We start from the raw sequence: 23,103 nt of genomic DNA, 5'->3' as shown, positions 1-23,103 counted from the left end.
TCCAACCTTCCGTTGCCGCCGAAACTTGGCAGCGCGTACGTCTAGATTTCGTGCTTGCGAATGTTCTTGAGCATCTTCAAGAGCGTCGCGATCAGTGCTGCATATTCGGCATCGTCGACATCGTCGAACATTGCCTCGAAGGCGTCATGCATAGCCGGCCAGGCGCGGGTGAACTCTGCGCGGCCCTCATCGGTGAGGAAGACATGGCGGATGCGGCTGTCGGTGACGCCTTGCTCGCGTCGCACGAAGCCTTGTCCCTCCAGCGTGTCGAGCGTGCGGCTCAAGGTCGACTGCTCTATGACGGTGTAGACCGAGAGGTCGTTGACGGTGACGCCGTCGGTGACCGACAGCACGGCCAGCGTGCGGACCTGCGGAATAGTCAGGCCCTGCTTGCGGAAATCGTCGCGCAAGGTGGCGTTGTAGCGCCCCATGATGCGGTTCATCAGATAGGGCGCGAATTGCTGCAGGCCGATCTGGCCGAGGGTCGAGATGCGCTGGCGCTTTTCCAGAACCTTCTGCTCCATCACAGCCTCCCCGCCAGGAGAAAGCCGGAACCGCCACCGAGGCCCGCGCCTGGATGGGTCGAGGCGCCGATATGGTAGAGGTTCTTGATGCCGGTCTGATGGTTGCGGCTGGTCTTGAACGGCCGCCAGAGGAACGACTGGTCGATAGTCGACGAGCCGCCATAGGGGTCGCCGCCGACCAGGTTGATGTTCATCGCTTCGAGATCGGCCGGCGAATAGGCGCGGCGCGCAATGACGCTATCCTTGAAGCCGTCGATGTGGCTGGCGAGGATCGCCTCCGCGCGGTCGGCATAGACCTCGCGCAGCGCGTCGGTCCAGCGGCCGCCAGCCGGTGCATGCAGCGTGCCTGCGGCATCGCCCTTGATGTGACGGGGCGCCTCGGGCAGTTGCAGCCACAGAATTGCTTTGCCAGGCGGACAGCGCGACGGATCGAGCGCATGCGGCTGGCCGACGCAGATGGTCGGCACTTCCGGCAGCATGCCGCGCGCGGCTTCGTTGCAGGCTTTCGAGACGCCGTCGAGCCCCGGCGTCAGGTGCAGCAGCGCCACCTTGTCGAGGCCTTCGCCGCGCCATGCCGGCGGCTTGGCCAGCGCATAGTGGATCTGGAAATTGCCTTTGCCGTAGCGATATTTCTGTGTCGCCTCGACCTCGGCTTTGGGAGGATCCGCGCCGAGCAGCCGGCCGTAAAGCTGCGTCGGCGTGACCGAGCAGATGACGCTCTTGTTTGCTGTAATCGTTTCGTCGGATGCCAGCCGCACGCCGGTCGCGCGGCCACCGCTCTGGACGATCGAGGCGACATCGGCGCCGGTGCGGATTTCGCCGCCGCGTTCACGGATCAAGGCTTCGAAGGCGGCGAGCAGGGTCTTCGCCCCGCCCTTGACGATCGGCGCGCCGGCCGCTTCCAGCGCGAAGGCAATGACCTTGGCGATCTGCCCTGAGAAAGCATCTTCCGGTCCAAGCCCGGCATGCAGCACCCAGGGCGCCCACAGCGCGCGGATTGTCTCGGACTGATAGGTGCTTTCCAACCAGCTGCGCGCCGGCACCAGTGCCTCACCCAGAAAAGCGGCAAGGCCACGCGGGCTGCGCCGCCAGGCATTGCCGGCCAACAGCTTGGCTGTCGGATAAGACCACAGGCTGCCGCCGAGCAGGCCGAACAGCAGGCCGGCATTGCGCTCGATGCTGCCGACATCGTCGGCGTGCCGGTCGCCATCGCCGGGGGCGATCGCATTGATTGCAGCGACGTTGGCGGCGCGGTCGGTGGTGAGCACGGCATGGCTGCCGTCCGGCCGCAGCACGCCGGTTGGCGTGCCGGTGTGACAGAACTCCAGCCCGTGCCGCGCGAGATCGCTGCCCAATGCCGCAAAGGCCGGCGAGGTGATGAACAGCACGAAGGTGGTCGCCATCACGTCATGGATGAAGCCGGGCGCGGTGATCTCCTCGGTACGCATGCAGCCGCCGATGCGGTCGTTGCGCTCGAGGACGAGCACCTTCGCGCCCTTGCCGCCAAGCATCGCCGCGCAGACCAGCGCGTTGATGCCGCTGCCAACGATGATGTGATCCGGCTGGCTCACCTCAGCGTGCTTTCTCAGCCTTTCGACACCAGCGCCAGCGCGCGGATCGGGCTGCCGGTGCCATGTTCGATCTTGAGCGGTGCGGCGATCAGGATGGCGCCCTTCGGCGGCAGCTGGTCGAGGTTGCAGAGGCTGGCGAGGCCATAGCGATTGGCCTTGTGCATCAGCGTGTGCGCGGGAAATGGTGGCTCCATGCCGCCGGCCTTGCCGGCATCGGTGCCGATCGTCTCCGAGCCCCAGCCCTTGATATCCTTGCTGATCAGATACTGGATGGCTTCGGCCGTCGGACCTGGCGTATGCGGGCCGGTCTCATTGGCGTTGAGGAATTCGGCTTCCGAACCATTGCGTTTGTACCAGTCGGTGCGCATCACCACCCACTCGCCGGCGTTGATGGCGCCATGCTTGGCTTCCCACGCCTTGATGTGGTCGACGGTGAGCAGGAAATCGTGATCGGCGGCGGCTTCCTTCGAGCAGTCGATGACATTGACCGGGCCGACGAAGTTCTGCGCCGGAATGGTGTCGGTGGCGCCGTCCGGATAATCCTTGCCGCTGATCCAATGCTGCGGCGCATCGAAATGCGTGCCCGAATGCTCGCCGAGCTTCAGCCAGTTCCATGCCCACCACGGACCGTTCTTGTCGTAGCGGGAGATGTTGTGGATCTCGACCTTCGGCGTGTCGACGGCAAGCTCCGGCGGCAGCTTGATCAGCGGCGTGTCGGGTCCGAGCGGCGCAGAGAGGTCGACCACCTTGATGGCGCCTGAAAGCAGTTGGCCGGCGACTTCGCCGAGGAGTTTTTGCGTGTCCATGATCTGAAGTTCCCTCTTGTCGGTGATGATCAAGGCTCGTCTCGGCCCTTAATATCCTACTAGACGAAAACATATGCATCTGCAATTATCTTTAAGCATAAAGGAAATGGGAACGGGGCGTGAGCGAGTTCGACGCCATCTTTGTCGGGGCGGGCCACAACAGTCTGGCATGCGCTGCGCATCTGGCACTCAAGGGCTGGAAAACCGGGATTTTCGAGCGCAGTGCAGCAATCGGCGGCGCCGTCCAGACACACGAATATACGCTTCCCGGCTTCCGCCACGATTTCGGTGCGATGAATCTGAGCCTGTTCGCCGGCTCCGCCTTCCACCGGAAATATGCAAATGAATTGAAAGCGCAGGGTTTGGCGTTCGCGCCGGTCGCCGACTGTTTCGCCAGCGCCTTTCCGGACGGACGCTGGTTTGGCGTCAGCAATGACCTGGAAAAGACTGCCAGCCGCATGGCCGCATTCTCCGCTGCCGATGCCGCGACATGGCGCAGACTGGTCGCTGCCTTCCCGGCAGAGGCCGAGCATCTGTTCCGGCTGCTGGGCTCGCCGATGAGTGCCCGCGCGCTTGCCGGCACCGCCTGGAACCTGTGGCGCAAGAAGGGCATGTCAGGCGCATTCGACACCGCTCGGCTTTTGCTGTCATCGCCGCGCGCCTGGCTGGAGGAAAATTTCGAGTCCGCTCATGTGCGGGCAACGCTTGCCACCTGGGGCATGCATCTCGACTTTGCACCCGACATCGCCGGCGGCGCCGTGTTCCCCTATCTGGAATCCATGGCCAACCAGACCTTTGGCATGGTGCTAGGCAAGGGCGGCGCCGACACGATCATCCGGGCGCTGGCAGGTATGGTCACCTCGGCGGGCGGCAAGATCGTCACAGGGACAGAGGTTGCCGAAATCACCGTTTCCGCCGGCAAGGCGACCGGCGTGCGGCTTGCGTCCGGTGAGACGCATACGGTAACGAAGGCGGTCATTGCCGGCGTCGCGCCCAGGAGGCTGACCGGCAAGTTGCTGCCCAACGGTTCCGGCGACACCGGCTTCGACACGGCTATGCAGAAGTTCCGGCACGCGCCGGGCACGATGATGATCCATCTGGCGCTCGACGACCTGCCGGACTGGCGCGCCGGGGCCGAGCTGCGGCAGTTCGCCTATGTGCATCTGTCGCCCTCGCTCGACGCGATGTCGCGCACCTATCAGCAGGCGATGGCGGGCATGCTGCCGGGCGAACCGGTGCTGGTCGTCGGTCAGCCGACAGCGGTCGATCCGTCACGCGCGCCGCAGGGCAAGCATGTGCTGTGGGTGCAGGTGCGCATGCTGCCCGCCGAAATCCTGGGCGATGCGGCAGGCAGGATCGCGCCCGCGCATTGGGATCAGGTCAAGGACGTCTATGCCGAACGCGTGCTCGACACCATCGAGATCTACGCACCCGGACTGCACGCGAAAATCCTCGGCCGTGCAGTGTTCTCGCCAATCGACCTCGAGCGTGAGAACCCCAATCTCGTCGGTGGCGACCAGGTCTGCGGCAGCCACCATCTGGCACAGAATTTCCTGTTCCGCCCGGCGCGCGGTTATGCCGGCTGGAACACGCCGGTCGGCAATCTGCATCTCATAGGCGCCGCGACATGGCCCGGCGCCGGCACCGGCGCGGCCTCCGGCTTCATGCTCGCGCAACAGCTTGGCGGGAGGTAGCTCGCAAGATTTCATGAAGGCGACGAGAGGCAAGGCGCTGCTGCCCACGAAGCCCGGATCGATAAACTGATAGTGCCGCGCAAAGACAACAAAACCAACAAGGGGAACGACCATGACAATCAACAGACGAGAATTGCTGGGATACAGTGCCGCGGCACTTGGGGTGGCGGCGATCGGCCTGCCTGAGATCGCCAAGGCGGCAGCGGGCGAGCTGACCATCGCCTATAACGTCAACCTGCCGTCCTGGGATCCGACCACCGGACCCTCGGCCGTCAACCCGACGATCCAGGGCCTCTACCAGTCAGTGTTCGACCAGTTCATTCCGCAAAAGCCGGACCTGTCCTTTGCGCCTGGCCTGCTCACCGAATGGGGCTGGAACGAGGATCGCACCAAGGTGACGATGACGGTGCGCGAAGGCGTGACCTGGCATGACGGCTCGCCCTTCACGCCCGAGGACGTGGTCTGGTCGCTGCAGCGGGCGGGCGACGAAAAGACCGGCAATCCGATCCAGTTCGTCTGGAAGAACGTCAACAATTTCAAGATCGACGGCAACAAGATCACCGGCGACGTCGTGCAGTTCGATCCGGTCTACTTTAAATGGATGTCGTTCCTGACCGGCTACATCCTGCCGAAGGCCTATTATGAGAAGGTCGGCGCCGAAGGTTTCGAGAAGGCGCCGATCGGCACCGGCCCTTACATGGTGGAAAAATTCGAGCGAAATGCTTTCCTTCGACTGAAGGCCAACCCGCACTATTGGGGCGACAAGCCGGCCTTCGAGAATGTGACGATCAAGTTCGTCACTGATGCGGCGAGCCGCGTTGCCGAAATCGAATCCGGTTCCTCGCAGGTGACGCTGGAGGTCCCCTATGAAGAGTATGACCGGCTGATCGCCAAGGACGGGCTTGCCGGCTCGTGCAAGCCCGTTTCCGACATCGGCATGATCTTCTTCAACGACATCGAAGCGATGCTGGACAAGAACGTCCGCCAGGCCGCCGTCATGGCTGTGGACAAGGAGCTTCTGGTCAAGCGGCTGCTGCGCGGCTATGGCCAACCGATCGCTACGCTGGAGACCCCGGAGTACACGGCCTTCGACGCCTCGATCAAGGTCGAGCACAATCCGGAAAAGGCCAAGGAGCTGCTCGCGACTTCCGGCTATTCGCCGGAAAAACCGGTCAAGTTCACCATCCAGACGACCAAGGGCTTCAAGCCCAAGGATTATGAGATGATCCAGGCGATCGTCGGCATGTGGCGTAAGGTCGGCATCGAGGCGACGATCGAGGTCTACGAGATCGCCAAGCACTATGAACTGCGCGCCGCCGACAAGCTGGCGCCGGCCGCCTTCTACAATTGGGGCAACGCCATCGGCGACCCGACGACGTCGACGGGTTTTGCCATGTATGGGCCGAGCCCGCACTCGGTGTGGGACAGCCAGGACCTGATCGACATGATCAATCCGCTCTGGGGCGAGAAGGACGAGGCCAAGCGCATCGCCGGCTGGAAGGCTGTCGACAAGTATATCGCCGAGCAGGCCTATGTGCTGCCGCTGATTCAGTATGCGCAACCTATCGTGCATGCCAAGGGCGTCAACGTGGTGCAGCATGTGTCCGGCGCGCTGCTGCCGGCGCTGATGACCCCGGCCTGATATCGGCTTGTGGGCGCCACCCTTCGCTGAGCGGCCCCCTCATCCGGCCCTTCGGGCCACCTTCTCCCCGCTGGGGAGAAGAGACCAGCTCAGCTGTCCGTGGCCTCTTCTCCCCTCGGGGAGAAGGTGGCCGCGAAGCGGACGAATGAGGGGGCTCTTCGTTAGAAACGCACTGGGCCAACACCAGAATGCTCCTGCAACGATTCCTGATCCGTCTGCTGACGATGCTGATCACGCTGTTCGGCGTGGCTGTCGTCGTCTTCGTCGTGATCCGCGTCGCGCCTGGTGACCCGATCGCCATGATGCTGCCCCCCGGTGCGACAGATGCCGACATCGACCGGCTGCGTGCACTCTACGGGCTCGACAAGACCATCGTGCAGCAATTCTTCATCTGGCTGTCCGGCGTCGTCAGGGGCGATTTCGGCACCTCGATTTCGCTCAGGCAAGATGTGCTCAGCCTTGTCTTCAATCGTTTGCCGGCAACGCTGGAACTTGCCATCATCGCGCTCGTCATGGCGGTTGGGCTCGGCGGCACGACGGCGATCCTCGGAGCCCGCGAGCGCGGCACGGCGGTCGAAGCCGGCATCGATATCGCCAGCGGCGCCGCCCTTTCCATTCCCGATTTCCTGTGGGGCCTCGTGCTGATCCTTTTGTTTGGCGTGCTGGTGCCGATCTTCGATATCTCCGGCCGCGTGTCGCCGCAGCTCGATCTGCCCTTCGTCACCCAGTTCTATTTCTTCGAGAGCTTGCTTCGGCTGCGCTTCGACCTGACCTGGGATCTGCTGAAACACATGCTGATGCCGGCAGTAGCCTTGGCATTGCCGCTGGCGGCAATCATCGCGCAGTTGCTGAAACAGTCGCTGAAGGAAGTGCTTGACCTCGACTATGTCGTGCTGGCCCGGGTGAAGGGGTTTTCGGAAACGCAGGTTATCCTGCGCGAGGCGCTGAAGAACGCTGCCTTGCCGACACTGACTCTCGTCGGCGTCCAGTTCACCTTCCTTGTCGGCGGCACGGTCATCGTCGAGCGGCTGTTTTCCTACGAAGGGCTCGGCAACATGGCGATCGATGCCGTCATCAACCGCGACCTGCCGCTGATCCAAGGCATCGTGCTGGTGTTCGCGCTGCTGTTCGTGCTGATCAATCTTGGCGTCGACATGATGTACGCGCTGCTCAATCCGAGGCTGCGCCATGGATGAGGCACGCATCGCCCGGCGCGGACTCGGCCCGAGGCTGTGGCTGGCCGGCGGCTGGCTGCTGCTGGCGCTGCTGGCCGCGATCTTCGCGCCGCTGGTCGCACCGCAGGACCCGCTGGCGCAAGACCTGATGCTGGAACGGCTGCCGCCATTCTGGATGAGTGGTGCGGAATCCGGCTATTGGCTGGGCACCGACAGCCTCGGCCGCGATCTCCTCTCCCGGCTGATCTTCGGCGGCCGCATCGCCTTCATCGTCGCTTTTGCGGCGGCGATTGCCGCCTGCCTCGTTGGCTCGACACTCGGACTGGTCGCCGGCTATTTCGGTGGCTGGGCCGACCGGATCATTTCGCGCATCGTCGATGTCTGGATGGCGTTTCCGCCGGTGCTGTTCGCCATCCTGCTGGTCGCGGTGCTCGGCACTGGCCTCAGCTCCGTCATCCTCGCCATCGCCATCATCGACTGGACGCGCTTCTGCCGCGTGATCCGCGCCGAAGCGATGGGCCAGTCGCGCATGGACTATGTCGAGAACGCCCGCATCGCCGGCTATGGCCGCATCGGCATCATGCTGCGCGAGGTGCTGCCTAATGTGGTGCCGTCAGTCGTGGCGCTGCTGTCGCTGGAAATGGGCATCGCCGTCATCGTCGAGGCGATCCTGTCCTTCGTCAATCTGTCGATCTCGACCGACGATCCGACCTGGGGCGGCATCATCGCCGAGGGTCGGCTGTCGATCCACCAGGCCTGGTGGGTGCTGGTGTTTCCGCTGATCACGCTGATCCTTACCGTGCTGTCGTTCAGCCAGTTCGGCGAGGCGCTGAAGACGCGCTTCGATCCGGTGCTGCGATGAGCGCTTGCCTGGATATTGCCAATCTGAGCGCCGTGCTGCCGAACGGCCAGCGCGTGCTGCGCTCGGTGTCGCTCTCCGTGCAGCGGGGTGAGGTGCGTGCTCTTGTCGGCGAGAGCGGCGCCGGCAAGACGATGATCGGCAAGGCGGTGCTCGGTGTGCTGCCGTCAAGCGTGCGCATCGTCGAAGGCGCCATGCAGCTCGAAGGCGAAGACCTCGGCAGGCTGCAGCCCAAGGCAAGGCGCACGCTGATCGGCGCCCGCACGGCGCTGATCCCGCAAGATCCGTTGACTGCGCTCAACCCGTCGCGCCGCATCGGTCCGCAGATGACTGACCGGCTGGTGCGCATTCTCGGCTGGAACGGTGACAAGGCGGACAGGCGTATCCGGCAATTGTTGGATGAGGTGCAGATCCGCGATCCCGACCGGGTGCTGAAATGCTATCCGCACGAGCTGTCCGGCGGCATGCGCCAGCGCGTGCTGATCGCCGCCGCCTTCGCCGCCGAGCCACGGCTGATCGTGGCCGACGAGCCGACAACCGCGCTCGACGTTACCGTGCAAAAGCAGATCCTGCGACTGATCGCCGAGCTGCAGCGCGAGCATGGCACCGCGATCCTGTTCGTCACCCACGATCTCGGCGTCGTTGCAAAGATCAGCCAGCAAGTGTCTGTGCTCTACGCCGGCAAGGTGGTGGAAGAGGCTGACACAGCCGCTCTCTTCGCCGCGCCTGAGCATCCCTATACGCGGGCATTGATGGCCGCTACGCCGCGCTATACGGATCCCTTTGCCTCGCTGAAGCCGGTGGACGAGACCGTGCTGGCCGGGCTTGCCGCCGAGATCGGCGCGGCAGACCAGGCGTGGAGGCGGCCGCATGGTTGAGCCGCTGTTTTCCGTGCGCGGGCTGAAGGTGGCGCTGCCCGACATGACCCGCAAGCCGCTGATCGGGCGCGCGCCGCTGGCCGAGATTTTGAGAGGCCTGGATTTCGATTTGCCGAGGGGCTTGGTGACCGGCATCGTCGGTGAATCCGGGTCCGGAAAATCGACGCTCGGCCGCACGCTTGTCAGACTTCTGGAGCCGAGCGTCGGCAGCATCCATTTCGAGGGCCGCGATATCGCCCACCTGCCGGATGCAGAGCTGCGACCTCTGCGCCGCGACCTGCAGATGATCTTCCAGGACCCGATGTCGTCGCTCAACCCGCGTCGCACCATCGCCGGCATCATTGCCGCGCCGCTCAAGCAGAATGGGCTTGGCGACAGGCTTAGGGAACGCGTCGCCGAGGCATTGAATCGCGTCGGCCTGCCGCAAAGCTTCGCTAGTCGCTATCGTCATGAACTGTCGGGCGGCCAGCGCCAGCGCGTCGGAATTGCGCGCGCGTTGGCGCTGTCGCCGAAATTCGTGCTGGCCGACGAGATCGTCTCCGGCCTCGACGTATCGACGCAGGCGCAGATCCTCACCCTTTTGGAGAGACTGGCGGCGGAGATGGGGCTGACCGTCGCCTTCATCAGCCACGACCTGTCGGTCATCCGGCGGCTGTGCCAACAAGTGATCGTCGTGCGCGAGGGCAGGATCGTCGAGGCGAGCGCCACCGATGCGCTGTTCGACAATCCCAGGGAGACCTACACGCGCGACCTGCTTGCCGCCATCCCACTGCCTGAGGTCGACGCGGACTGGTTGCGGCCAGCAACGAAAGCGCCGGCATAGGACTGTTCACCCACCACGCCGAACAGCGGGCTTCGGACGTGCATGAGGGCAAAATCAGCCCGCGAACGGAGGGTAATATGAATTACGCAGCCCGCGGCACGATGCTTGCCGCGATCCTGTTCTGCTCGATGGGAACGGCTTCGGCCGATGCGATCCCCGGCATGCGCGGCCACGACCACACCGGCATCACGGTGCCCGACATGAAGCAGGCAGTCGACTTCTTCACCGAAGTCGTCGGCTGCAAGAAGGCGATGTCGTTCGGTCCGTTCGCCGATGACAAGGGCACCTTCATGCAGGATCTTCTGGGCGTCGATCCGAAGGCTGTCATCGAGCAGGTCACCATGGTGCGTTGCGGTTATGGATCGAACATCGAGCTGTTCAAGTACACCGCGCCTGACCAGAAGGATTTGACTCCGAAGAACAGCGATATCGGCGGCTTCCACATTGCCATGTATGTCGATGATGTCGCTGCGGCGAAAGCCTATCTCGACGGCAAGGGCGTGAAGACGCGGATGGGGCCGCTGCCGGTCAAGGAAGGTCCGGCGGCCGGCCAGACCATTCTGTATTTCCAGGCGCCATGGGGGCTGCAGCTGGAGGCGATCAGCTATCCCGACGGGATGGCCTATGAGAAAGGTGCCGAGACTGTGCTGTGGAGCCCGAAGAACCCGGAGAAGTGATTTCCAGAGCGCGCTTGCGGGGCCAACCCGCAGGCGCGCCACCCGTGTTCAGCAATCGTTCCAACATGAAACTTTAAGCTTGAAATATTTCATCTCCGGCGCGATACTTGAGATGCAGCAAGCGAAGAGGAGATCGCACGGATGAAGGTTGCGGTTCTCGGTGGCGGACCAGCCGGCCTCTACTTTGCCATTTCAATGAAGCTGCGGGACGCCGCCCACGAGGTCACGGTGTTCGAGCGCAACCGCGCCGACGATACCTTCGGCTGGGGCGTCGTGCTGTCGGCCGAAACACTCGACAACCTTGCCAAAAACGACCCGGTCAGCGCTGTCTGGATCAAGAAGCATTTCGCCTATTGGGACGACATCGCCGTCATCCATGACGGCGTGCGCACGGTCTCGTCGGGCCACGGTTTCTGTGGCATCGGCCGCAAGCGGCTTCTGATCCTGCTGCAGCGACGCGCGCGCGAACTTGGCGTGAGGCTGATGTTCGAGAGCGATATCGCCGACCCTCAGCCCTATATGGAGACGCATGATCTGGTCGTCGCCGCCGATGGGCTGAACTCAAGGGCGCGCAACACCTTCGTCGAAGTCTTCAAGCCCGACATCGACACCCGCAAATGCAAATTCGTCTGGCTCGGCACCAACCAGAAATTCGACGACGCCTTCACCTTCATCTTCGAGAAGACCGAGCATGGCTGGGTGTGGGCGCACGCCTATCAATTCGACAGCGAGACAGCGACCTTCATTGTCGAGTGCAGCGAACAGACCTGGGCTGCCTTCGGCTTCGGCGCCATGTCGCAGCAGGAATCCATCGCCGTCTGCGAGCGCATCTTTGAGAAAAATCTCGGCGGCCACGCGCTGATGACCAATGCCAATCACATCAGAGGTTCGGCTTGGATCAATTTCCCGCGCGTGCTGTGCGAACGCTGGTCTTACAAGAACCTGGCGCTGATGGGCGACGCGGCGGCCTCGGCACATTTCTCGATCGGCTCCGGCACCAAGCTCGCATTGGAAAGCGCGGTGGCGCTGGCCGAATATGTCAAAACCGAACCGGACCTCGACGCCGCCTTCCGCAAGTATGAGGATGCGCGCCGCACCGAGGTGCTGAAGCTGCAGTCGGCGGCGCGCAATTCGCTGGAGTGGTTCGAGGAGGTCGAGCGCTATCTCGGCCTCGATCCGGTACAGTTCAATTATTCGCTGCTGACCCGCTCGCAGCGCATCAGCCACGAGAATTTGCGGCTGCGCGATGCCAAATGGCTTGAAAGCGCCGAGCAATGGTTCCAGCGCCAGGCCGGAGCCGGCGGCAACAGGCAGCGCCGGGCGCCGATGTTCGCGCCATTCAAGCTGCGCGACATGCAGCTCAACAACCGCATCGTTGTTTCGCCGATGGCGCAATACAAGGCAGTCGATGGCTGCCCGACCGACTGGCATTTCGCCCACTATGCCGAGCGTGCCAAGGGCGGCGCCGGGCTTGTCTATATCGAGATGACCTGCGTCAGCCCGGAAGGACGCATCACGCCCGGTTGTCCCGGCTTCTATGCGTCCGAACATGAGGTGGCGTGGAAGCGGCTGGTCGATTTCGTCCACACCGAGACCGAGGCTAAAATCTGCGCCCAGATCGGGCATTCCGGGGCCAAGGGCTCGACCCGTGTCGGCTGGGAGGGCACCGACGTGCCGCTCTCCTCGGGCAATTGGCCGGTCATGGCGGCCTCGGCGATTGCATGGTCGCCGCAAAACCAGGTGCCGAAAGCCATGGACCGCGCCGATATGGATTTGGTGCGCGACCAGTTCGTGGCCTCCACCGAAATGGCCGATCGTTGCGGCTTCGACATGCTGGAGATCCACGCCGCGCACGGCTATCTCCTGTCGTCCTTCATCACGCCGGTCACCAACCAGCGCACGGATGAGTATGGCGGTTCGCTGGAAAATCGCATGCGCTATCCCCTGGAAATCTTCCATGCGGTGCGCGCCGCCTGGCCGGCGCGAAAGCCGATTTCGGTGCGCATTTCGGCCAATGATTGGGTCGGCATCGAGGGTGTGACGCCGGCCGATGCGGTGGAGATCGCGCGGATGCTGCGCGAAGCCGGCGTCGACATCTGCGACGTCTCGGCAGGCCAGACCTCGATTGCCGCTAAACCTGTCTATGGCCGAATGTTCCAGACACCATTCTCGGACCGCATCCGCAACGAGGTCGGTATGGCGACGATGGCGGTCGGCAACATCTACGAGCCGGATCATGTCAATTCGATCCTGATGGCCGGCCGCGCCGACCTAGTGGCCCTGGCACGGCCGCATCTCGCCGATCCCTACTGGACGCTGCATGCCGCCGTGACGCTCGGTGATCGTGGTGTCAAATGGCCGGATCCCTATCTGCCCGGACGCGACCAGATCTACCGGCTGGCCGAGCGCGATGCGGCGGCGGGGTTGAAAGTATGACGACGGCCTCGACGATCCCCGGCAAGCATGCTTTGGTCACCGGCGGCGGCTCCGGCGTCGGCCGGGTCATCGCACTCGTGCTGGCCGAAGCCGGTATCGAGGTGACCATATGCGGGCGGCGCGACGCCGAGCTTGCCAAGTTGGCCGGCGAGAACGACCGCATCCACGCCATGTCAGCCGATGTCACCGACGAGGCGGCGATGATTTCGCTCTACGCGCAAGCGGAAGCCGTGCGCGGCCCGTTCGACATCGTCGTCGCCAATGCTGGCATGGCCGGCAGCACGCCGGCGCACAGGACCTCGCTTGCCGACTGGCAGCGGACGCTCGACGTCAATCTGACCGGCGCCTTCCTGACGGTGAAGCCGGCGCTGGCCGGCATGGCCGCGCGCAAGGCGGGCCGGATCGTCTTCGTCGCCTCGACCGCAGGGCTGAAAGGCTACGCCTATGTCGCGCCCTACGTGGCGGCCAAGCATGGGGTGGTCGGGCTGATGCGGGCACTGGCGGCCGAGACGGCGAAATCCGGCGTGACCGTCAACGCCGTTTGCCCGGGCTTCGTAGAGACCGACATGCTGGCGGACTCCATTCAGCGCGTCGTCGAAAAGACCGGCCGCTCAGTCGAGCAGGCGCGGGCGAGCCTTGCCTCGACCAACCCGCAAGGCCGTTTCATCCAGCCGCAGGAAGTTGCCGCGACGGTGCTCTGGCTGTGCGGCGATGCGGCTGCGTCGATTACCGGACAAGCGATTTCGATCTCAGGAGGCGAAACATGGTAGCCGGCCCATTGCCCGCGCCGTCGGGACCCGGCAAGGACCGGCTGCGTCTCTGGATCAGGCTGCTGCGCGCCTCGCGCACGATCGAGGCCGAGCTGCGCGAGCGCCTGAAGAAGGAATTCGATACGACACTGCCGCGTTTCGACGTCATGGCCGCCCTCTACCGCGCGCCGGAAGGCATGCTGATGAGCGATCTGTCGCGCTTCCTGCTGGTATCCAACGGCAATGTCACCGGCATTGTCGACCGGCTGGTTTCGGAAGGGGTGGTCGCGCGCGCGCGCCGCAATGGCGATCGCCGCACATCCATGGTGCGACTGACCGACGAGGGTTCCAAATCTTTTGCCGCAATGGCCGCGGCGCATGAGGGTTGGATCGGAGAATTGCTGGCCAAGGTCAGCGAGGAGGATGCGCGCCGGCTGACCGGCATGCTGACCTCGTTCCGCAGCAACTGGGAGGGACGCGAATGAGTTCGATGGCCGGCCTCAAGCCGAAGCACTTCCTTTGGGAAGTCGAAGGCAGGATCGCCAGGGTGCGGCTCGACCGGCCGGAGCGCAAGAATCCGCTGACCTTCGACAGCTATGCGGAACTGCGCGACACGTTCCGCGATCTCGTCTATGCCGACGACGTCGACGCCGTGGTGTTCCTGCCCAATGGCGGCAATTTCTCCTCGGGCGGCGATGTCCACGACATTATCGGCCCCTTGGTCAAGATGGACATGAAGGAATTGCTCGCCTTCACCCGCATGACCGGCGATTTCGTCAAGGCGATGCTCAATTGCGGCAAGCCGATCATCGCGGCGGTCGACGGGGTCGCGGTCGGCGCCGGCGCCATCATCGCCATGAGCGCCGACATCCGCATCGCCACGCCGGAGGCCAAGACCGCTTTCCTGTTCACCCGCGTCGGGCTTGCCGGCTGCGATATGGGCGCGTGCGCGATCCTGCCGCGCATCATCGGCCAGGGCCGTGCCGCCGAATTGCTCTACACCGGCCGCACGATGACGGCGGCGGAAGGCGAGCGCTGGGGCTTCTACAACAGGCTGGTCGATGCCGCAGTGCTCGAGGCCGACGCGCTCGAGATGGCGGCGCGCATCGCCTCCGGCCCGACCTTCGCGCACGGCATCACCAAGACGCAGCTCAACCAGGAATGGTCGATGGGCCTCGACCAGGCAATCGAAGCGGAAGCGCAGGCGCAGGCGATCTGCATGCAGACGGGTGACTTCGAGCGCGCCTACAAGGCCTTCGTGGCCAAGGAAAAACCGGTGTTCGAGGGGAATTGATGGCAGACAGGAGCTTCCTCAGCTGGCCGTTCTTTGAAGATCGCCACCGCGAACTGGCCGAAAGGCTGGAAGCATGGTGCGCCAGGAACCTGCCCGTCGATCACCATGACGTCGATGCCGCCTGCCGCGAGCTGGTGGCGAAACTTGGCCGCGACGGCTGGCTGAAGCCGACGGCGCTCGATACGGACAATCCGGGACCGCTCGATGTCCGCACCTTGTGCATCACCCGCGAGACGCTGGCGCGCCATGACGGGTTGGCCGACTTTGCCTTCGCCATGCAGGGGCTCGGCACCGGCGCGCTCAGCCTGTTCGGCACACCCGACCAGCAGCAATGGCTGGCAAAGACCAGGGCCGGCAAGACGATTTCCGCCTTCGCGCTTTCGGAGCCACGCTCCGGGTCGGATGTCGCCAACACCGAAATGATGGCGAGCCGCGATGGCGACTTCTATATCCTCAGCGGCGAGAAGACCTGGATTTCCAATGGCGGCATTGCCGATCTCTACGTCGTCTTTGCCCGCACCGCCGAGGCACCGGGTGCCAAGGGACTTTCCGCCTTTCTCGTACCTGCTGATACCAAGGGGCTTGGCATTGCCGAGCGCCTTGAAGTGATCGCGCCGCATCCGCTGGCGCGGCTTTCCTTCGATCAGGTCCGGGTGCCGGCTTTGGCGCTGATCGGCAAACCGGGAGACGGCTTCCGCATCGCCATGTCGGTGCTTGACGTGTTCCGATCGACGGTCGGCGCGGCGGCACTCGGCTTTGCCCGCCGGGCGCTGGACGAAAGCATCAGCAGGGTGGCCGAGCGCAAACTTTTCGGCGCTCCGATGGCAGAGCTGCAGATGGTACAAGGCCATATCGCCGACATGGCGCTGGACGTCGATGCCGCGGCGCTGCTGGTCTACCGCGCTGCCTGGACCAAGGACATGGGCGCGGCGCGTGTAACCCGCGAGGCGGCGATGGCCAAGCTGTTCGCCACCGACAAGGCGCAAGAGGTGATCGACAAGGCTGTGCAACTGCATGGCGGCGACGGCGTCCGCAAGGGCCACATCGTCGAGAGCCTCTATCGCGAGATCCGCGCGCTGCGCATCTACGAGGGCGCATCCGATGTGCAGAAGGTGGTGATCGCACGGCAGGTGATGGGCGCGGCCTGACGGCGACGTATTTGATTTTGAGATTTGGTTTTTAAGAATACCGGGGAGGCTTGAAAAATGCACGAGATCCTGCAGCCGGAGGGCTGGGCGAAACCGGTCGGCTACGCGAACGGCATTGCTGCGCGCGGCAGGCTCGTCTTCGTGGGCGGACAGGTCGGCTGGAACGGGCAGTGCCAGTTCGAGACCGACGATTTCGCCGGCCAGGTGCGGCAGACGCTGCAAAACATCGTCGCCGTGCTGGCGGAAGCCGGCGCGGAGCCACGGCACATCACCGCGATGACTTGGTATTTCACCGACAAGGCCGAATATCTCGGCAATCTCAAGGGTATAGGCGAGGCCTATCGCGAGGTGATCGGCCGGCATTTCCCAGCGATGGCCGCCATGCAGGTGGTGGCGCTGGTGGAAGATCGCGCCAAGATCGAAATTCAGGCAACCGCCGTCATTCCGGATTAACGAATTCGTTATTCCCGGATTGATCAGCAGCGCAGCCCCGCCCGCTTCAGCAGCGGAAATACGTGGTCGCAGAAATAGGGCAGTTCCTGGGTGTAGTTGACGAACGACAGCGCGATGCCCTGGTAGCCATGCCCGGCTATTGCCGCCATCTCGGCGGCAATCGTCTCCGGCGTTCCAACCAGCGGGTAGGTGCCGGCGCCGCCGGCGAAACGCTGCCGGTAGCGGTCATAGGCATGCGGGTCATGCGACTGCGAGAACTCCTTCTTGCCTGCCATATGAGCATCGACCGCATTGTGGTCGACCAGATCGACGGCATAGCGCGTGTAGTAGGCCTGCGCCTCTTCCATGGTTGGACGGCAGACGACATGCGCCACCGTGTAGACGCCGACGTTGCGGCCAACCTTGTCGGCCCGCTCGCTGATGTCGGCGACATGCTTGCCGGCATCGCTCATTTCCGAAAAGGTCGTGAACAGATAATCGCATCGGGCGGCGGCGAAATCCCGGCCCGGGCCACCGAAAGCAGCGTTCATGGTCACCGGGCGTGGAACCTGCAGGCTCGCCGGCCGGCTCACCGCCTCCTTGAGGCGATAGTAGGTGCCTTCATAGTCCAGAGGCTGGTCCGAGGCGTAGAGCTTTTCCAGGATTTCGATCCATTCGGCGGCCTGGTCGTAGCCCTTTTCGACCAAAGGCGTGCCGAACATGCCGAATTCCTTCGGGTTCCAACCGCAGACGATGTTGAGACCGGCGCGGCCCTGGCTGATATGGTCGACAGTTGCCAGCGCCTTGGCGGCATAGAGCGGATGCACCAGCGGCACATGCACGGTCATGAACAGGCCGATCTGCTCGGTGGCCACGGCCAGAGCTGCTGCCCAGGTGAAGGTCTCGAACGACCATTCGCGCACCTTGTTGCGGCCGCCAAAGCCACGCCAGCGCGCGATCGGAAGCATAAATTCCAGCCCGGCGCGGTCGGCGATCTGCGCCGCCGTCAGATTGTCCTGCCAGCTTGCCGTCCAGCGTTCCGGCACATCGGTGATGGCCAGACCGCCATCGGCATTGGTCGAAAAGACGCCGAGCTTCAGTTTGTTCGAGCCGTGCAGGGGATGCGTTTTGATCATCATGGGAACTCGTGGCGGGAGACCGACACGCTAGGCCCGCGCAAAAATATTTCAAGCCTGAAATAGCTTCGCCTCGCCGCCGATTGCGGATATGAATTTGGAGGGGAAAAGGGGATGGATATGAGCGCGTTCCGTCAGAAGTGCATCGGCAAGACCAATCTCGTCGGCTCCTTCGCCGCTATTCCCCATCCCGTCGCCGTCGAAGTGATGGCGCTCACCGGCCTCGACTTCGTCTGCATCGACTGGGAACATGCCCAGATCGCGCGCGACACGATCGAAACCATGGTGCGCGCGGCCGACGTGCATCGCGTGCCGGCCATGGTGCGTGTTCCCGGTCATGCGCCGGAAGCTATCCAGGCGGCGCTCGACAGCGGCGCACAAGGCGTGCTCGTGCCGCGCGTCTCGACCGCTGCTCAGGCCGAGGCGGCGGTGAAAGCCTCGCGCTATCCGCCGCTGGGCGAGCGCGGCGTCGGGCCTGGCCGCGCGGCCGGCTATGGCTATCGCATTCCCGAATATCTGGCCGCGGCCAATGATAGGGTGGTCGTCGCGGTCCAGGTCGAGACATCGGAGGGGCTGGCCAACATCGAGGCGATCGCGGCCATAGACGGCATCGATGTGGTCTTCGTCGGCCCCGGCGATCTCTCCGTGTCGATCGATGCGATCGGGCCGAAAGGCGTGGACAAGCTCAATGAGGCGATCACAAGGATCATCCGCGCGACCGTCGCGCATGGCAGGACATCGGGTATATTTTGCGCCAGCCCACAGACGATCAGCCAGTGGGCCGCTATCGGCGCGAGCTTCTTCGTGCTGGCCAGCGATACGATGTTTCTTGGCGCCGGCGCTGCGGCCAACTGCACCGCTGCGCGCGCCGAGCTGCGGTAGACGGGCGGGATCGGGCAAAAACTTTTTAAGCTTAAAACTTTTTCCTTGAAAAGCGCAGCACATTGGATAGCATCCAAACTCGATGGCGACTGTCGTGCCGGTGGGGCTTGCCGGGCAGTCCGTCGCGGTGCTCCGGGTGGGAGGGGTTTCAGTCCTTGTCGTTCATACTGCCCCAGTCATCGTCCAGCGCGCGTTATGCTTTCGACGGCGTACGTGCCCAGATCCGTGACCTGCACACCGAAAACATTGCCAACCTTGCCGTGCGCGCCCGAGAACTGGGCGACGTGATCGCGCTCTGGTACGGCGAAGGCGACATGGTGACGCCCGCTTTCATCCGCGACGCGGCGAAGGCCGCCTTCGATGAAGGCCAGACGTTCTACGTCCCTAACATGCGTGGGCACCCCCTACTGAACGAGGCGCTGTCGGAATACCAAACGCGCATTCACGGCCGGACGATCCCGATTGCGCGCACCACGGTCACGCCCGGCGGCATGCAGGCGCTGTACCTGGCGCTGGAACTGCTGGTCGATACCGGCAGCAACGTCGTCTATGTCGCGCCGCAATGGCCCAACATCCACAACGCCATCCATCTGATGGGCGGCGAGCCAAGGCCGTTTTCGCTCGACTTCAAGGGCGACTGGCATCTCGATCTCGACCGGCTGTTCGCCACTTGCGATGCGCACACGCGCGCGATCTTCCTGTCGACGCCGTCCAACCCGACCGGCTGGACCGCGTCGCGCGAGGAGATGCAGGCGCTGCTCGACTTCAGCCGGCGCACCGGCATCTGGATCATCTCCGACGAGGTCTATGGCCGGCTCTATTTCGACGGCAATGTTGCTCCTTCCATCCTGCAGATCGCCGAGGATGGCGACCGGGTGCTGTCGGTCAACAGTTTTTCGAAGGCGTGGGCGATGACCGGCTGGCGCATCGGCTGGCTGACGCATCCGTCGGGGGTGGCCGACCAGCTTGGCGCCATGACGCAGTACATCAACAGCGGCACCGCCGCGCCTATCCAGGCAGGCGCTGTCGCCGCCATCCGCCAAGGCGAGCCGCTGGTCGAGGAGATCAGGCAGCGGATCAAAACCGGCCTCGACCTTGCCTATGACAGGCTGGCCCAGATTCCCGGCATCATCCTGCCGACGAAACCGCGCGGAGGCATGTATGCCTTCTTTGCCATGGACGGCGAAAGCGACGCCCGGCAGGCCTGCGCCAGGATACTGGAGACGGCGCGCGTCGGGCTGGCTCCCGGCCACCTCTTTGGAAATTCGGCAGCGGCCTTCCTGCGGATGTGCGTGTGCCGTGAACGCGACCAGATAGCGACCGCGCTCGAGCGCATGGTCGCCGCCATGAATTGACGCCCCGCTGGGAGGTGGGACGGCAACAAACCGTGCGGGAGCAAACCCGCCCGATCACAACCAGAGGGAACACAAAATGAGCTTCACTCGTCGCAACCTGCTTCTTCTCGCCGCCACGATCGGCATCGCTGCCGGCCCGGCCACCGCCTTTGCCGCCGATGTGCTCAATGTCGGCGCCTACCCGACCAATCCGCCCTTCGAATACAAGAACGAGAGCGGCACGTTCGAGGGCTTTGAAGTCGACATCGTCAACGAAGCGGCCAAGCGTGCCGGCATGACCACCGACATTGCCGACCTCGGCTTCCAGGCGCTGTTCGCGGCTGTCAGTTCCAATCGCATCGATGTCGCGATCTCCTCGATCACCATCACGCCGGAGCGACTGAAAACGCTGTCCTTCACCCAGCCCTATTATGACTCCGACATGGGCATTGCGACGAAGACCGATAGCGCTGTTAACACCGAGGCCGACCTCAAGGGCAAGATCGTCGGCGTGCTTTCAGGCTCGACCGGCGAGACCTGGGTCAAGGCGCATCAGGAGGCTGACGGCTACAGCGACGTGAAGGGCTATGACACGCAGCAGAATCTGCTGCTCGACCTCAGCGCGGGCCGCGTGGACGCCGCCGTCAGCGATATTCCGGGCATGGAATACTCCTTCACCAAGATGAAGGACCTGAAGGTCAAGCAGCGCATCAAGACCGGCGAACAGTACGGCCTGATGATGAGCAAGGACCATCCGCTGCTCGGCAAGCTGAACGACGCGCTGACCGCGATGAAGAAGGACGGAACGCTGGCCGCGATCCACAAGAAGTGGTTCGGCAGCGACGCGCCAGCCGATTCCTCGACGGTCAAGGAAATGCCGCTGCCCAAGGCCTGACCGGCAATGCACTTAAATCGTGCCGGCTCCCAGGCCGGCACGATTCATTTCACGCTCCGGCGCCTGCTGCCACACGGATAGCCTCATCGGAGGCAAGGTCGATTGGTTTTAACTTGAGCATCCTTTGCTCTGGGGTTCGGGAACGCTCCCATGTCGCTGATCGACACCTTCTTCAATCCTGACGTGATAATGTCCAGCCTGCCGGCGCTGTTGCGTGGCTTCCTGAACACGCTGCTGCTCGGCATTTTGAGTATCGGCATCGGCATTCCCATCGGCCTGGGGATCAGCCTGTTGCGGCTCTATGCGCCGAAGCCGCTGCGCTGGCTGGCGGTCGGCTACACCGACATCTTCCGCGCCCTGCCGGTGCTGGTGGTGCTGATCCTGATCTATTATGCGCTGCCCTTCCTCGGCATCCGTCTGTCGTCCTGGGCCTCCGCCGTGACGGCGTTCGCCATCATCATGTCGGCCTATTCAGCAGAAGTGTTCCGCTCCGGCATTGAGAGCATTCCGAAAGGCCAATTCGAGGCAGCACAGGCGCTCGGCCTGCCTTTCCTTTTGACCTTGCGCAAGGTGGTGCTGCCGCAGGCGATCCGCGTCGTCATCCCGCCGATGACCAGCAATTGCGTCTCGATGTTCAAGGACACGTCGCTCGCTTCCACCGTTGCGCTGCCTGAACTGTTGAAGGAAGCGACCAACGCGCAGTCGCTCTATGCCAATCCCTCGCCGCTGATCGGCGCCGCTTTGGTCTATCTCATCTTCCTCTGGCCGATGGTCCGCCTCGTCAGCCTGCTCGAAGACCGCTTCAAGACCGAGAAGACGCGCTGACCTCATCAACCGTCCCGCTTCCCAAGCCATTCGCAGGAGATACAGTTGAGCAATTCCCAAGCCGCCGGCGGCTTTCCGGTCGACCCCATCCGCGCCATGTTTCCGGCCTTGCAGCGCGCCGGTGATTTCATCTTCATGGACAACGCCGCCGGCGCGCAGATCCCGCAGAGCGTGCTCGACGCGGTGACCAATCACCTGGTCTCGCACAATGTGCAGCGTGGTGGTCGCTATGGGCGCTCGGTCACGGTCGACCAATCGGTTGCGGATGCTCGGACGAGCGTGGCCTTGCTGATCAACGCCTACAGTCCGTCGGAAATCTGCTTCGGCATGAACGCCACCTCGTTCATTCGCCTGGTCAGCCTCGGCATCGGCCAGATGCTGGCCAAGGACACAGAGCGCGACGAGATCGTCATCACCGATATGGACCACGACGCCAACATCGCCACGTGGCTGGCGCTGGAGCCCGCCGGAGCCAAGTTCAAATGGTGGCGCATGCGCGAGGACGGCAACCTGCATGTCGACGACCTCAAGCCGCTGGTTTCCGATCGCACCCGTCTCGTCGCCTGCACGGTGACCGCGCATTCGATCGGCTCGATCGTCGACGTCGCTTCGGTGGCCGCGATCGCGCATGCGGCCGGCGCCGAAGTGTTCCTTGACTGCGTGCATTACGGACCGCACGGGCTGATCGACGTGCAGGCCTGGGACTGTGATTATCTCGTCTGCTCCGGCTACAAAAATTTCTCGCCGCATATGGGCTTTCTGTGGGGCCGCTTCGAAACGCTGAAGCGGCTGCCGACCTTCCGCGAGGATTTCATCCCCGACGAGCCGCCTTACAAGGTCGAGGCAGGCACCTTCATCTACGAGAACGTCTCAGGCATGGATGCCGCAGTGCAGTACCTGGAACTGATCGGCCGCAATCTGGCGCCCTCCAACAACCGCTCGCGGCGCGACAACATCGTTGCCGGCATGGGCGCTATCCGCGACTACGAAGTGCTCCTGGCGCGTGAGATGCTCGCGGTGCTCAAAGCTTGCGGCGCGACCATTTACGGGGTTTCGGAAGAGACCCGCATCAACGAGCGCGTGCCGACCTTCTGCTTCAACATCGGCAAGCTGTCGCCGCAGCGGATCGTCGAGGAAATGGCTGAGATGCAGATCGGCATCCGCGACGGCCATATGTATGCGCCCCGGTTGATGAAGCGTCTCAACCTGTCGATGGACAGCGGCGCCATCCGCGCCTCGCTGGTCCATTACAACACGGTCGACGAGGTCAGGCGTTTCGGCCAGGCACTGCGCGCCGTCGTAGCCAAGCTGTCGTAGCTTGTC

Annotated in this window: 22 protein-coding genes and 1 pseudogene; 19 read left to right on the top strand and 4 right to left on the bottom strand. The window is 63.6% G+C overall.

Annotated elements, in window-relative coordinates:
- Positions 1-41: 41 nt before the first annotated feature.
- From ACYG9R_RS05500 to ACYG9R_RS05490, 3 genes are read right to left on the bottom strand one after another with little or no spacing between them, the layout of a single operon-like run.
- The gene (locus ACYG9R_RS05500; protein WP_023726247.1) at positions 42-524 is read right to left on the bottom strand and encodes a MarR family winged helix-turn-helix transcriptional regulator; all 483 of its coding nucleotides are present in this window, start codon (positions 522-524) and stop codon (positions 42-44) included.
- Complete coding sequence (locus ACYG9R_RS05495) at positions 524-2,095, bottom strand: phytoene desaturase family protein (protein ID WP_023823592.1); 1,572 nt, start codon at positions 2,093-2,095, stop codon at positions 524-526. The genes ACYG9R_RS05500 and ACYG9R_RS05495 overlap by 1 nt, the downstream gene beginning before the upstream one ends.
- Positions 2,096-2,109: 14 nt before the next feature.
- Entirely contained in the window at positions 2,110-2,901 is a 792-nt protein-coding gene (locus ACYG9R_RS05490; RefSeq protein WP_023823591.1) for a cyclase family protein, read from the bottom strand.
- 119 nt (positions 2,902-3,020) lie between these two features.
- Here ACYG9R_RS05490 and ACYG9R_RS05485 point away from each other — a divergent pair, with 119 nt between their 5' ends.
- The 14 genes and pseudogenes from ACYG9R_RS05485 to ACYG9R_RS05420 all read left to right on the top strand — a co-directional run bounded on the left by ACYG9R_RS05485 (position 3,021) and on the right by ACYG9R_RS05420 (position 16,729).
- A complete protein-coding gene (locus ACYG9R_RS05485; RefSeq protein WP_023823590.1) occupies positions 3,021-4,595 on the top strand; it encodes a phytoene desaturase family protein in 1,575 nt (524 codons plus the stop codon).
- Positions 4,596-4,707: 112 nt separating this feature from the next.
- Positions 4,708-6,237: an ABC transporter substrate-binding protein gene (locus ACYG9R_RS05480; protein WP_023823589.1), complete on the top strand. Its 1,530-nt coding sequence runs from the start codon at positions 4,708-4,710 to the stop codon at positions 6,235-6,237.
- Between the two features lie 33 nt (positions 6,238-6,270).
- Positions 6,271-6,383, top strand: a pseudogene (locus ACYG9R_RS05475) (endonuclease domain-containing protein); the annotation flags it as partial.
- A 42-nt stretch (positions 6,384-6,425) separates the two neighbouring features.
- A complete protein-coding gene (locus ACYG9R_RS05470; RefSeq protein ID WP_023740549.1) occupies positions 6,426-7,433 on the top strand; it encodes an ABC transporter permease in 1,008 nt (335 codons plus the stop codon).
- Positions 7,426-8,274 carry an ABC transporter permease gene (locus tag ACYG9R_RS05465; protein ID WP_023710062.1) on the top strand — a complete coding sequence of 283 codons (849 nt, stop codon included), beginning with the start codon at positions 7,426-7,428 and terminating at the stop codon, positions 8,272-8,274. Before ACYG9R_RS05470 ends, ACYG9R_RS05465 begins: the two co-directional genes overlap by 8 nt.
- On the top strand, positions 8,271-9,149 hold the full coding sequence (locus ACYG9R_RS05460) for an ABC transporter ATP-binding protein (RefSeq protein ID WP_023823588.1): 879 nt from the start codon (positions 8,271-8,273) through the stop codon (positions 9,147-9,149). The genes ACYG9R_RS05465 and ACYG9R_RS05460 overlap by 4 nt, the downstream gene beginning before the upstream one ends.
- Positions 9,142-9,972, top strand: coding sequence for an ATP-binding cassette domain-containing protein (locus ACYG9R_RS05455; RefSeq protein WP_023823587.1), 831 nt, complete (start codon positions 9,142-9,144; stop codon positions 9,970-9,972). The genes ACYG9R_RS05460 and ACYG9R_RS05455 overlap by 8 nt, the downstream gene beginning before the upstream one ends.
- A 77-nt stretch (positions 9,973-10,049) precedes the next feature.
- Complete coding sequence (locus ACYG9R_RS05450) at positions 10,050-10,649, top strand: VOC family protein (protein ID WP_023823586.1); 600 nt, start codon at positions 10,050-10,052, stop codon at positions 10,647-10,649.
- A 141-nt stretch (positions 10,650-10,790) separates the two neighbouring features.
- The gene (locus ACYG9R_RS05445; RefSeq protein WP_023823585.1) at positions 10,791-13,085 is read left to right on the top strand and encodes a bifunctional salicylyl-CoA 5-hydroxylase/oxidoreductase; all 2,295 of its coding nucleotides are present in this window, start codon (positions 10,791-10,793) and stop codon (positions 13,083-13,085) included.
- A complete protein-coding gene (locus ACYG9R_RS05440; RefSeq protein WP_023820897.1) occupies positions 13,082-13,855 on the top strand; it encodes an SDR family NAD(P)-dependent oxidoreductase in 774 nt (257 codons plus the stop codon). The genes ACYG9R_RS05445 and ACYG9R_RS05440 overlap by 4 nt, the downstream gene beginning before the upstream one ends.
- Positions 13,849-14,319, top strand: a complete 471-nt coding sequence (locus ACYG9R_RS05435) for a MarR family winged helix-turn-helix transcriptional regulator (protein ID WP_023667803.1) — start codon at positions 13,849-13,851, stop codon at positions 14,317-14,319. Before ACYG9R_RS05440 ends, ACYG9R_RS05435 begins: the two co-directional genes overlap by 7 nt.
- Positions 14,316-15,128 carry an enoyl-CoA hydratase family protein gene (locus tag ACYG9R_RS05430; protein WP_023820898.1) on the top strand — a complete coding sequence of 271 codons (813 nt, stop codon included), beginning with the start codon at positions 14,316-14,318 and terminating at the stop codon, positions 15,126-15,128. Before ACYG9R_RS05435 ends, ACYG9R_RS05430 begins: the two co-directional genes overlap by 4 nt.
- Entirely contained in the window at positions 15,128-16,276 is a 1,149-nt protein-coding gene (locus ACYG9R_RS05425) for an acyl-CoA dehydrogenase family protein (protein ID WP_023820899.1), read from the top strand. Before ACYG9R_RS05430 ends, ACYG9R_RS05425 begins: the two co-directional genes overlap by 1 nt.
- A gap of 57 nt (positions 16,277-16,333) precedes the next feature.
- Positions 16,334-16,729, top strand: coding sequence for a RidA family protein (locus ACYG9R_RS05420; RefSeq protein ID WP_023667806.1), 396 nt, complete (start codon positions 16,334-16,336; stop codon positions 16,727-16,729).
- 23 nt (positions 16,730-16,752) lie between these two features.
- On the opposite strand, the gene ACYG9R_RS05415 is transcribed toward ACYG9R_RS05420, so the two are convergent.
- The gene (locus ACYG9R_RS05415) at positions 16,753-17,844 is read right to left on the bottom strand and encodes an LLM class flavin-dependent oxidoreductase (RefSeq protein WP_023823584.1); all 1,092 of its coding nucleotides are present in this window, start codon (positions 17,842-17,844) and stop codon (positions 16,753-16,755) included.
- A 120-nt stretch (positions 17,845-17,964) separates the two neighbouring features.
- Here ACYG9R_RS05415 and ACYG9R_RS05410 point away from each other — a divergent pair, with 120 nt between their 5' ends.
- From ACYG9R_RS05410 to ACYG9R_RS05390, 5 genes are all read left to right on the top strand, one after another.
- Complete coding sequence (locus ACYG9R_RS05410) at positions 17,965-18,726, top strand: HpcH/HpaI aldolase family protein (RefSeq protein ID WP_023686922.1); 762 nt, start codon at positions 17,965-17,967, stop codon at positions 18,724-18,726.
- A 155-nt stretch (positions 18,727-18,881) separates the two neighbouring features.
- Positions 18,882-20,081, top strand: coding sequence for a pyridoxal phosphate-dependent aminotransferase (locus ACYG9R_RS05405; RefSeq protein WP_023823583.1), 1,200 nt, complete (start codon positions 18,882-18,884; stop codon positions 20,079-20,081).
- 76 nt (positions 20,082-20,157) lie between these two features.
- Positions 20,158-20,955, top strand: coding sequence for an ABC transporter substrate-binding protein (locus tag ACYG9R_RS05400; protein WP_023682726.1), 798 nt, complete (start codon positions 20,158-20,160; stop codon positions 20,953-20,955).
- 150 nt (positions 20,956-21,105) lie between these two features.
- Positions 21,106-21,780: an amino acid ABC transporter permease gene (locus tag ACYG9R_RS05395; protein ID WP_023667812.1), complete on the top strand. Its 675-nt coding sequence runs from the start codon at positions 21,106-21,108 to the stop codon at positions 21,778-21,780.
- 45 nt (positions 21,781-21,825) lie between these two features.
- Entirely contained in the window at positions 21,826-23,097 is a 1,272-nt protein-coding gene (locus ACYG9R_RS05390) for a cysteine desulfurase-like protein (protein ID WP_023823582.1), read from the top strand.
- Positions 23,098-23,103: the final 6 nt, after the last annotated feature.

Source organism: Mesorhizobium sp. RSR565B, from assembly GCF_054719465.1.
This window is presented reverse-complemented; position numbering and strand designations above follow the sequence as displayed.